The 10,520-nt window shown below is 68.1% G+C and carries 11 protein-coding genes (1 of these 11 running past the window's edge); 2 read left to right on the forward strand and 9 right to left on the reverse strand.

Annotated features, from left to right (window positions below; all coding sequences use genetic code 11):
• Genes GDIA_RS17170 through GDIA_RS17190 form a run of 5 tightly spaced genes read right to left on the reverse strand, consistent with a single transcriptional unit; the run spans position 1 to position 4,825 of the window.
• Positions 1-771 (reverse strand): NTP transferase domain-containing protein, encoded by a 771-nt coding sequence (locus GDIA_RS17170; protein ID WP_012554942.1) that lies wholly within the window; start codon positions 769-771, stop codon positions 1-3.
• Positions 768-1,550 (reverse strand): sterol desaturase family protein, encoded by a 783-nt coding sequence (locus GDIA_RS17175; protein WP_012227153.1) that lies wholly within the window; start codon positions 1,548-1,550, stop codon positions 768-770. The genes GDIA_RS17170 and GDIA_RS17175 overlap by 4 nt, the downstream gene beginning before the upstream one ends.
• Complete coding sequence (locus GDIA_RS17180) at positions 1,547-2,680, reverse strand: LptF/LptG family permease (RefSeq protein WP_012227151.1); 1,134 nt, start codon at positions 2,678-2,680, stop codon at positions 1,547-1,549. Before GDIA_RS17180 ends, GDIA_RS17175 begins: the two co-directional genes overlap by 4 nt.
• Positions 2,677-3,885, reverse strand: coding sequence for an LptF/LptG family permease (locus tag GDIA_RS17185; protein WP_012554943.1), 1,209 nt, complete (start codon positions 3,883-3,885; stop codon positions 2,677-2,679). Before GDIA_RS17185 ends, GDIA_RS17180 begins: the two co-directional genes overlap by 4 nt.
• 16 nt (positions 3,886-3,901) lie before the next feature.
• Entirely contained in the window at positions 3,902-4,825 is a 924-nt protein-coding gene (locus tag GDIA_RS17190) for a metallophosphoesterase family protein (protein ID WP_012554944.1), read from the reverse strand.
• A 166-nt stretch (positions 4,826-4,991) separates the two neighbouring features.
• On the opposite strand from GDIA_RS17190, the gene GDIA_RS17195 reads away from it, so the two are divergent.
• A complete protein-coding gene (locus GDIA_RS17195; RefSeq protein ID WP_231854132.1) occupies positions 4,992-5,945 on the forward strand; it encodes a diacylglycerol kinase family protein in 954 nt (317 codons plus the stop codon).
• Positions 5,945-6,904 carry a hypothetical protein gene (locus GDIA_RS17200; RefSeq protein WP_012227145.1) on the forward strand — a complete coding sequence of 320 codons (960 nt, stop codon included), beginning with the start codon at positions 5,945-5,947 and terminating at the stop codon, positions 6,902-6,904. Before GDIA_RS17195 ends, GDIA_RS17200 begins: the two co-directional genes overlap by 1 nt.
• A 4-nt stretch (positions 6,905-6,908) precedes the next feature.
• On the opposite strand, the gene spt is transcribed toward GDIA_RS17200, so the two are convergent.
• The 4 genes from spt to GDIA_RS17220 all read right to left on the reverse strand — a co-directional run.
• Positions 6,909-8,111, reverse strand: coding sequence for a serine palmitoyltransferase (gene spt / locus GDIA_RS17205; protein ID WP_012554945.1), 1,203 nt, complete (start codon positions 8,109-8,111; stop codon positions 6,909-6,911).
• 3 nt (positions 8,112-8,114) lie between these two features.
• Positions 8,115-8,366 carry an acyl carrier protein gene (locus GDIA_RS17210; RefSeq protein ID WP_012227143.1) on the reverse strand — a complete coding sequence of 84 codons (252 nt, stop codon included), beginning with the start codon at positions 8,364-8,366 and terminating at the stop codon, positions 8,115-8,117.
• Positions 8,367-8,562: 196 nt separating this feature from the next.
• On the reverse strand, positions 8,563-10,299 hold the full coding sequence (locus GDIA_RS17215; RefSeq protein ID WP_012227141.1) for a fatty acyl-AMP ligase: 1,737 nt from the start codon (positions 10,297-10,299) through the stop codon (positions 8,563-8,565).
• A gap of 68 nt (positions 10,300-10,367) precedes the next feature.
• Positions 10,368-10,520, reverse strand: the 3' end of a protein-coding gene (locus GDIA_RS17220) for a CDP-glycerol glycerophosphotransferase family protein (protein ID WP_012554947.1). 978 nt of this gene lie beyond the right edge of the window; only the last 153 of its 1,131 coding nucleotides appear in the window; its start codon lies beyond the right edge, outside the window; its stop codon occupies positions 10,368-10,370.

Consider the following 10,520-nt stretch of genomic DNA (forward strand, 5'->3'; position numbering starts at 1 on the left):
TCAGGCGGCGGCGCGCGCGAGGATCGTCTCGACCAGGGCCAGGTCGGCGGGCTTGTCCACATCCACCGCCGCACGTCCATCGGACAGGGCGACCAGCCTGACCGAGGCATGGCCCAGCACCCCGATCCGGGCGCACAGGGCGGCGCGCGTCAGTCGCCCGGTCAGGTAGCGGACCAGCGTCCCGATTCCCAGCAGGCGGGCCATGCGCAGCGGGTGCTTGCGTTCCTGTTCAAGGCGCTGCCATGCCCGCACCACGCCGATGGCGGCCGGGGTGCGGAACAGGAACAGGTTGCAGCCTGAAAACGCACCGTCCGCCAGGCGGATCATCGTCCGCTTCGTCGCCGGCACGTCGCGCGTGATGTCGGCCGCCATCGCGATGGCGGCGGCCATGTCGCAGGTCCCGCCGGCCGAATCCAGGAACGCATCGATCCATTCCGGCCGCAGCAGCGCGTGGTCCGCCGTCGTGACCAGCAGCGGCGTGCCCAGGGTGTGCAGGGCCGCCATCACGCTGGCGCTGGGGCCGGGCGCCGGCGGCAGGAATTCGACCGGATGGTCCAGCAGGCCGGTCAGGATATCCGGGGTCTCGATACTGATGACGATGCGGCCGATCCGGGGATTGGCGGCCAGCGCGTCCACGACCCGCGCGATCATCGGCCGGCCGGCCACCGGCAGGATGGCCTTGTGCGATACGCCGGCCGCGCTGGCCATGGGGTCGGACGCGCCGGCGCGCGTGCCCGCCAGGACCAGGACGTTCAGCGGGCCCGATGTCACGTCACGTTCCGTCGGGGCACCGCGCCGTCCGGGCGGTCGCGCGGCGGGGCGCCGGTCCGGTCCATCACCCAGGGATAGCGGGCGGCCTCGGCCGTGTCATAGCCCAGGTTGAACACGCTGGGGCTGCGCGGCCGGGCGCGCGTATCGCCATAATAGCTGCCGAAGACGCGGTCGACGACATAGCTGGTGATGCCGAAATTGCCGTCCTCGTCATGGAAATGATGCAGGACGTGAAGCTGCTTCATCTTCTGGATCCAGCGCGCCCGCGGCTTGTAGTTCAGGTGCTGGATGCAGTGGAAGAATTCATAGATGCAGGTAATGACCAGCCCGGTCCCCAGCGCGGCCGCGGCCCCGCCCACGTGCCCGATCAGGTAGCCGATCGGCAGGGTGATGATGGCGATCGTCGGGATGGTGTTCAGCGGCGAACCGAACAGGACGTCCAGAAGATGCGGGTCCTGGTGGTGGTCGAAATGAATGCGCTTCCACAGTCCCGCCGTCAGCTTGATGCGATACAGGAAGCGTCCATGCAGGATGTAGCGGTGCAGCAGGTACCACGTCACCGGATAGACCAGGATGACCGCGCCGACGGCGATCGCGGTCGGCTGGATACCGGGAAAATTCCGTCCCAGCACCGCGAAGCTGCACACGGCCAGGACGATGTAGAGAAGGATGGTCGGATAGGTCAGGTAGGCGATCCACAACTGGCGAAGATTCATCTTCCCCAGGTCGAAGCTTCGCCCGGTGCGAAGGTTCGTGTTGCGCAGTGTCGAGCCGATCATGTTTCTTCTATCCTTAACATCAGGGCGCTGACTGCGAATGTGAAGATCACGATACCGGGCAGCGTCGCCGCCAATGCCGGCAGAGAACCCGCATTTCCCAGTGCCTGCAACAATCCCTGGAATACCACGAACAGCAGGCCGGCCCCCAGGCACCAGACTGGCAGCCAGCTCCGCGTGCCGCTACGCGGTGGGATATAGACCACCGGGATTGCCAATAACAACATTACCATGAATGTCAGCGGGGTCAGGGCGCGGCCCAGCAATGCGGTGCGCAGGGCCGCGGGCGGCTGGGTGGACGGCGCGCGGTCGCGCATCATCGCAACCATGGTCGATGCCGCCAGTGGCGGCGTGTCCATCGACAGCCGGACCATGTCATCGGGGCGCAGCCCGGCAGGCCACCCCAGGCCGCGCATCGGCCCGGCCGCTTCGGCTGCCGGCTCGGCGGGCGCCGGAATCACCTCGGACGGCAGCACCGTCAGGCCGCGCGCGTCGGTGCCGGTCCATTCGCCGTTCGCATAGTGCGCGCCGCCCAGATGCGCCACCCGCGACAGGCGGCCGGAACCGTCCCGGCCATAGACGTCCACCATTCCCAGTTCCCGCCCGCCCTGCGCGACATAGCCGACATCGACCAGCGTCGTCCCGCTGCGGAACCAGAAGCTGCGGCCGGCTTCGGGGTGGGGGTCGGTCAGGTTCCACCAGCGTGCCAGCGCCAGTTCCGCGCGCGGCGTCACCTGGTCGTCGATCAGGGTGGCGGCCAGCCCCAGCCCCAGCACCGCCGGCAGCATCAGGCGCACCAGCGCCGGCGTCGTCAGGCCGGCGGCACGCAGGATCGCGATCTCGCTGGCGGTCGTCATATGGACCAGCATGACCAGCGACCCGATCAGCACCGCCAGCGGAAAGATGCTGCCCAGCAGCAGGGGGGCATGCAGGGCCATGAAATACAGGGCGCCGCGCAGCCCCTGGTGCCGTTCCAGGATGGGCGTCAACTGTTCCAGCAGGGCCAGGATTTCCATCAGTGCCAGCAGGATCGCCCCCGCCGTCAGGATACGCCCGGCCAGTTCGCGCGTCAGGTAGCGGGTCAGCACCCCGCCGATCGGCGGTCCGGCGTGGTCATGGGGGGGGCGCCTCATCGCGGCAGGCCTGCCGCCATGCGGTGCGGAAGCCGGCCCAGCAGCCGCAGTCGCGATTGCCGCTTGCCCGCCGATCCGGCCCGGCGCAGGATCAGCCAGACGCACGCGAAGCCGAAGACCGCGAACGGCCCCCAGATGACCAGCCATGGCGACATCGACCGGCTGGCGACCAGGCTCAGTCCCAGTTGCAGTGCGTGATCGAACCCGACCAGGCTGATCGCGGCGATCGCCAGCCCCGTATTGTGCCGCTGCCGCTTGGCCATCCCGGCCAGCGCGCAGGCCAGGATCGGGATGAAGGGAATCGCCATGGCCCGGGCCAGGCGGAAATGCAGTTCGGCCACCAGATGGGTGCGGCGAATGGCCAGGTCGCGGTGGCGGATGCCGTGACGCAGTTCCAGGACGGTCAGTTCGCGCTCGTCATTGCCCCGGTTGCGGAAGGCATGGGCCTTGCTGCTGGTCTGGAAGAAGCGGGTCGTGGTGTCGAACGTCGTCAGGGTCGGGCGGCCGTCATTGCGGTCGGTGACAATGACGCCATGCGCCAGGTCCAGCCGGACGGTCGTGCCGTCGTCGGTCATCAGCAGCCTGCCGCTGTCGGCGGTGATGTCGCGTTCCAGCCCGGCGCTCTTGTCGCGGATGAAGACGCGGCGCAGCCGGGTTCCCGCCCCCTGGACCTGGTCGGCGGTCAGCATCAGCGTGTCGGACGGGGCCGCGAACATCCGCGCCTGCAGGTGCGGCGTCCAGCCCGCATGGCTGGCGATATACAGCGCCTGCCGGAAATCATAGCGGGCATAGGGCTGGATGAATCCGTACAGCGAGAACCCGACCAGCCCCAGCACCGCCCCCATGACGACGAACGGGCGGGCGATTCGCAGCAGCGACACCCCGCTGGCCATCAGCGCATCGATTTCGTTGTTCTGGCTCATGCGCCGCACGACCGAGAAGACGCTGACGCAGATGGCCGCCGGCAGTGCCAGCCCCAGGTAATGCGGCACCAGGTCGGCCAACAGGCCGGCGAAGATCTTCAGCGTCCCGCCATCGGACGCCAGCACGTTCAGCAGCGTCAGCAGCCGTTCCAGCAGCAGGGCCGTCATCACCACCCCCAGCGACAGCAGGAACGGCGGCAGCATCTGTCCGATCAGGTAGCGGTCCAGCGTCCCCGGAACGATCCTCCGGATGACAGGCAGGGTAAGAGGCGCGCGTGTCATGTCGCCTAACACATAATCAGATCGGTCGCGGGACGCGATAGACATCGAAGGACCAGGGCGGCAGCGCCCGGACCGGCTGGTCAAAGCCGACGATACGGCGATGGATCTCGGCGTGAAAGCCGCGATCGGTGGCCGTGACGCGGATATGGTGCCACGCCGCCATGCGCTCCTGCCGGTGCGCCCGCATGGATGCCGACGCGATTCCGAGCACCGGCACCGATATCGCCGGGCCGGGCAGGGTGGACACCGCGGACAGGTGCGCGTGTCCGTGCAGCACCATCTCCGCCCCCGCCCGGCCGATGACGGAACGGAACAGCCCGCTATCCAGCAGGGCCTTGCGGCGCGGCACCATGCCATCGACCGGTGGATGATGGATCATGACCACGCGAAACGCCCCGGCGCGCCCGGTCTCGTGCAGGATGTCGGCCAGGCGGTCCGCCTGCGCCGCGCCGATGCGCCCGGCGGCGGTAAACCACGGCATCGGCCGTGCCGAATTGACGCCGATCAGCGCCACGGACCCGACATGCCTTACATAGGGAAAATCATCCGGTGCCGCCGCCATCCATGCGGCCCATTGCCCGACCGAGTCCGGCCATGACTCGCGCACCAGCATGTCGTGGTTGCCCGGCACCACGAAGGTTGGTTCCGGCATGTTCTTTCGCAGCCATGCCGCCGCATGCCGGCATTCCACCGGCAGGCCCAGATTGGTCAGGTCCCCGGTCAGCGCCACCGCATCGGGCGCCGCGTCCCGCACATCCGCCGCCACGCGCTCCAGAATCGCGTCGACATGCAGGAAGCGCCGCCTGCGCCGCCAGGACCACTGGCTCATGATGCGCTTGTTCATCAACGCGCCGACCGGTAGGCGCAATCCGTCATGGGCCAGATGCGGGTCGGACAGGTGCGCCAAGGTGGTTGTGGTCGTGTTTGCGGTCTCGATCACGCGTCGTGCACTCCTCCGCCCCGCCATCCGGGCGGCCACCGCGTTGCGGCGTTCGGGACCAGGCCCGGCTTTCCGATCTTGCAATGCCGCCGGGAACGCGGCTTATGACCCTACGGATGTTTAAGGCACAGAGAAAGGGCGACACGGAGTGACCGAACGGTTCGCCTTGATTCACAACCCCCGCAGCCGCCGCAACGGGCGCGAGGACGGCACGTTTCGCAAGCGCGCGGCCCGCGCGCTGGGGGCGCTGTTCGTCCATTCGGCCACCCGGACCTCCCTGCCGGACATCGTGGCCGACCTGGCCCGGCGCGAGGTCGGGGTGATCGCGATCGACGGCGGCGATGGTACCGTCAGCGACGTCATGTCGGCCATCTATCGCTTCTATCCGGCCGATTCGCTTCCGGCGCTGGTGGTGCTGCCGTCGGGCAACACCAACCTGATCGCGGCCGATGTCGGGTTCGGCCTGCGCGGAAGCGCCGCGCTGGAACGCCTGACCGCCTTGGCGCGCGACGGTCATCTACGGCGGCACACGGCCCGGCGCGACGCGCTGACCGTTCGCTGGTCCGATCCGGCGCGCCCGGCCACACTGGGCATGTTCCATGGTGCCGCGGCCTTTACCCGGGGGATTCGGATCGCCCATCGGCCGGTCCTGCTGAACCGCTTTTCGCATGATCTCGCGGTGGGAATGGCCATCGCATCGTCGGTCGGGCGGCTGCTGCTGCGCTCCACGCGCCGCAAATGGCTCGCCGGCGATCCGGTCACGCTCACGGTCGGACAGGACGCGCCACGGACGCTGGACTGTTTCCTGTTCCTGGCCACCACTCTGTGCTGCCTGCCCGGCGGCATGTGGCCGTTCACGTCGCATAACGGGGCCGGACTGTCCTATCTGAACGTCCATGCCTTCCCCGAGCGTCTGGCTGCCGCGACATGGTCGTCGCTGCGCGGCGATCCCGGTGCGTGGATGGATGCGTCGCCCTCCTATGACCGGGGCAGGACCGACCGGCTGGGGCTGCGGATCGGCGCGGATTTTGTCCTGGATGGCGAAACCCTGGATTCCGGACCGGATGGCCAGACCTTCCTGTCGGCCGGGCCGGCCTTCGATTTCATCCGGGGGAGCTGATGGACCACCCGCATTTCGATTCGCCGGCGGCGGGACAGGTCGCGCGCCTGCTGATCGGCGAATTGATCCAGCCCGTCGCCCCCGACGTGACCGCGTTCGTCAGCCGGCTGGTGGGTGACGCCCCCGTCCTGGGGGTACTGTTCTACGGCTCGGGCCTGCGGCAGGCGGACCCGGACGGTATCCTCGATTTCTACGTCGTGCTGGACCGCCAGTCCGACTGGCCGCGCGGAGGCGCGGCGCTGGCGGCGAATACCCTGCTTCCGCCGAATGTCGAGTACCATGAATGGACGGAACAGGGGCGCTGCATCCGCGCCAAGGTCGCGATCCTGACGCTGTCGCAGTTCCGGGCGCTGACCGGGCGCGCCACGCTGGACACCACGATGTGGGCGCGTTTCTGCCAGCCGGTGCGTCTGGTCTGGGCGCGCGACGACCAGGCCGCCGACCGGATCCTGCGCTGCCTGGTGCGCGCGGTCGGCGTGGCGGCGTGGTGGGCGGCTTGCCTGGGTCCCGAACAGGGAACGGCGGCGATCTACTGGCAGCAGCTTTTCGCCCATACCTATGAAGCCGAGTTGCGTGTCGAATCCGCCGGCCGCGCGCAGGTGCTGCTCGCCGGACAGCAGGACCGGTATCGCGACCTGCTGATCGCGGCCTGGACGGCCTCGGGCCTGCCCTTCACCCAAACGGGGGATGTCCTGCATCCGCTGCTGTCGGCCGCGACGCGCGCCCGCGCGCGCCGGCAATGGCAGGTGCGCGCGGGAATGGGGCGGCCCCTTAACATCGCGCGCCTGGCCAAGGCCGCGTTCACCTTCGCCGGGGGGGCCGGCTACATCGCCTGGAAGATCCGGCGCCATTCGGGTTTCGATCTGAAAATTCCGCCCTTCGCGGCGCGGCATCCGCTGCTCTGCCTGCCGTGGCTGTTGTGGAAGCTGCGGCAGGCAGGCATCTTTACACGGCGGTAACGCGCTACCCGGCCGCGCGCAGGCCCATTTCCCCGGCCACGGTGGCGAAGATCTCCACGGCACGATCGACCTGCGCCGGGCTGTGCGTCGCCATGACCGACGTGCGCAGCAGCGGGTGCTGGTCCGGGGTGGCCGGCGGCAGGCTGAGATTCACGTACACGCCCAGGTCCAGCAGCCGGTTCCAGAAATGGACCGCCTGGCCGACCTCGTCCAGCACCACCGACACGACCGGGCTGGCCTGCGGGCCGGTGCGCAATCCGGCGGCATTCAGTCCGGCATGCAGGCGCCTGGCATTGTCCATCAGCGCGTGCCGCAGTTCCGGCCGCCGCTCCAGTTCGTCCAGCGCCGCCATGGTGGCCGCGATGACGTCCGGCGGCAGCGAGGCTGTGAACATATACGGCCGCGAGCACAGGCGGATCAGGTCCAGCCCGTCATGGTCCGACACGCAATAGCCGCCGACCGTGCCCAGGCTCTTGGAGAAGGTGCCGACCACGAAGTCGATGTCGCTTTCGACCCCGTCGGACTCGGCCACTCCGCGGCCATGCGCGCCCATGACGCCGAACGAATGGGCTTCGTCCGCCAGCAGCCACGCCCCGGTCTCGCGCTTCACGGCGACGAATTCGGCCATCGGGACCACGTCGCCCATCATGGAATAGATGCCTTCGACGACGATCAGCTTGGCGCCGGGCGTGCCGTCCAGGCGGCGCAGGCGCTTGTGCAGGTCGTCGGGGTCGTTGTGACGGAAACGGATGACCTGCGCCTGGCTCAGCCGGCTGCCGTCATAGATGCTGGCATGGCTGTCGGCATCCAGCAGCAGGTAATCGTCCTTGCCGGCCAGGGCCGAGATCGTGCCCAGATTGGCCTGGTACCCGGTCGAAAACACCATGCAGTGGCGGCGCCGGAAGAAGCCGGCGATACGCTCCTCCAACTGGCGGTGCAGCCCCTGGGTTCCGTTGGCGATCCGCGATCCGGTGGTGCCGACCCCATGGGTCCGCAATGTCTCGATCGCGGCCTCGATCGCCGCTTCGGACTGGCTGAGGCCCAGATAGTTGTTGGTGCCGAACAGCAGCGTCTCCCGTCCCTCGATCAGCCCCACGGTCGAGGACAGGGGACGGTCGATGACGACGGAAAATGGATTCCGGCCTCCTCCCGCCGTCACGGCCGCGAGCGACCGGGACAGCCCATCATATTTGCTGAAGATCGACATGGCTCAGCCGGCCTGTTTCAGGGACACGATGCAGGCGGCCAGGTCGTCGATGGTGCGAATGTCGGCAAGCCGGTCGAGCGGGACGGACACGTCGAGCGAATCCTCGATTTCCATCACGAAATTCATGACCGCGAGTGAATCGAAGGCCAGGTCCTCGACGATCTTGCTGCTGCCGTTGATGTCGCGGGGAACCTTCGGGTTCGCCAGCAGCGTCTGGATGATCAGGGCAGAGACGTCTGCTACCGTTTCACTCATATATTTGCGTCCTTTTGCGTGGCCCGTCCGGGCCGCGCGGTGCGGCGCGCCGCAGTCGCGTCCCGGGCGGCGGCGGCCATCCCTGCCGGGCTGGCCGCCGCCCTCCGTGGAAAGAGGACGTCCTTATGATCGAAATCCGGTGCCTTGGCCAGCATCGAAGCGCGGGGCATCGTTGCGGGTACGACGGGGCGCCGCTTCAGGCGACGGATGCGGTTTCGGTAATGGTTTCGAACGCGCCGGACAGCAGCATGGCCTTGGCGCGCGCGCGCGTCAGTTTTCCCGAAGATGTCTGGGGCAGCGTGTGCGGCGGCACCAGGATGACCGAAACATCGACGCCGTGCTGCCGGCGGAACAGGCTCGCGGCCTCGCTGCGCAGCAGTTCACGTGCCTCGGGGGTGGACGCCCGGCACTGAATCAGCGCCACCACCGTCTCGCCCGTTTCCTGGTCGATCGAAAACACCGCGACGTCCCGGCTGCGCAGGGACCCGATCTCGGTCTCGGCCGACCATTCCAGGTCCTGCGGCCAGATGTTGCGGCCGTTGATGATGATCAGGTCCTTGGCCCGTCCGGTCACGACCACCTGCCCATCGAGCATGTAGCCAAGGTCGCCGGTGTTCAGCCATCCCGCGCTGTCCAGAACCCGCTGGGTCTCCTGCGGCTGGTTGAAATAGCCGCGCATCAGGCTGGGCCCGCGCACGAAGATGGTGCCGACCTTGCGGTCGGGCAGCGGCCGGCCCGCCGGGTCGCGAACCTCCAGTTCGTGCTCGTCCAGGACCTGCCCGCACAGCACGAACGTCCGCAGGGCATGCGACGGATCGTCCGAAGGGCGTGCCACGCCCTGGGTTTCCAGCACGCGCAGGTCGACCGTATCAGTCTGGATTCCGGTCTGCAGGGGAACGAAGCTGATGGCCAGCGTCGCCTCGGCCATCCCGTAGCTGGCGGTGAAGGCCCGCCCGTCGAACCCGGCGCCCGCGAATCGCTCGGCGAATTCTTCCAGGATGTGGTGGCGGATCATGTCGCCGCCGATCCCCGCGATCCGCCAGCAGGACAGGTCCAGCGCGATCGACGTGGCCCGCCGGGCGCACAGTTCGAAGCCGAAGGACGGGCTGTAGGAAATGGTGGCGCGATTGCGGCTGATCAGGTCCAGCCAGACATGCGGGCGCCGCGCGAATTCCCGCGTCGGCAGCATATCCACGGTCAACTGGCAGGTCATCGGGGTCAGGAAGAAGCCGACCAGCCCCATGTCATGATACAGCGGCAGCCACGAGACGCAGCGGTCCCCGGTCTCGCGCACCTTCAACCCGTCGCGGGCGATGGCGCGGGCATTGGCCATGCCCGACCGCTGGGTGACGGCGACGCCCATCGGGAAGCGGGTGCTGCCCGATGAGAACTGCAGGTAGGACAGGTCGTCGGGGGACACGACGGGCAGGTCGATCGTATCCGCCGGCAGCGCCATCAAATCCGCCGGACGCCCCGCGAAGCGCAGATCGAAGCCGCCCACGATGTCGTCGGTCCAGCCCGCGATGATATCGGGCACGATGACGGCGGCGGCGCCGGCGCTCTGGATCATGCCGCGCAGGGTGGCGACATAGCCCTCGCGACCGCCGAATGCGACCGGCAGCGGCAGCGGCGCTGGCACCAGGCCGGCATACTGGCACCCGAAAAAGATGCGGGCGAAGTCGCCGTCGCTCTCCGCCACGACCGCGACCCGCTCGCCCGGGCGCAGCCCCAGCGTCAGAAGGCGGCGCGCCACCTCCACCGCCTGCGCGCGCAGGGTCCGGTAGGGCAGGGCTTCCAGAAGCTGGCCACGGCCGGAATAGATATTGAAGCCGGCGTCACCGAGGGCCGCGTAATCCAGCGCTTCCGGAAACGTTGCAAAATCGCCCAGGCGTCGCGCCTGACCAGAATCTGTCGGAATCGGATCACGTGTCATGTCTGGTAACGAATCTTCCACCTGGAGCGTGTAATGATGCGGGCCTGATGTCGCGGCAAGGGCGCTCATTACCCCGCCTTCCGGAGAAATTCTACGATCGCGTTCGCGCCGATCGGCGCTGTTGGTCCCGTATCTGCCAAACCAAACGTGTCGCGTATATACGATTTCTGCGGTTCAAGGAAATCGGGATGCGTCGCGAAAGCCCTGTCCAGGGCCTCGTC

The sequence above is a fragment of the Gluconacetobacter diazotrophicus PA1 5 genome, assembly GCF_000021325.1.
GTDB lineage: Bacteria > Pseudomonadota > Alphaproteobacteria > Acetobacterales > Acetobacteraceae > Gluconacetobacter > Gluconacetobacter diazotrophicus.

Excerpts from the sequence above, each read along its gene's own strand:
- GDIA_RS17180 (WP_012227151.1), bottom strand. The coding sequence starts at position 2,680 with ATGAGGCGCCCCCCCCATGACCACGCCGGACCGCCGATCGGCGGGGTG.
- GDIA_RS17175 (WP_012227153.1), bottom strand. The coding sequence starts at position 1,550 with ATGATCGGCTCGACACTGCGCAACACGAACCTTCGCACCGGGCGAAGC.
- spt (WP_012554945.1), bottom strand. The coding sequence starts at position 8,111 with ATGTCGATCTTCAGCAAATATGATGGGCTGTCCCGGTCGCTCGCGGCC.
- GDIA_RS17210 (WP_012227143.1), bottom strand. The coding sequence starts at position 8,366 with ATGAGTGAAACGGTAGCAGACGTCTCTGCCCTGATCATCCAGACGCTG.
- GDIA_RS17200 (WP_012227145.1), top strand. The coding sequence starts at position 5,945 with ATGGACCACCCGCATTTCGATTCGCCGGCGGCGGGACAGGTCGCGCGC.
- GDIA_RS17185 (WP_012554943.1), bottom strand. The coding sequence starts at position 3,885 with ATGACACGCGCGCCTCTTACCCTGCCTGTCATCCGGAGGATCGTTCCG.
- GDIA_RS17215 (WP_012227141.1), bottom strand. The coding sequence starts at position 10,299 with ATGACACGTGATCCGATTCCGACAGATTCTGGTCAGGCGCGACGCCTG.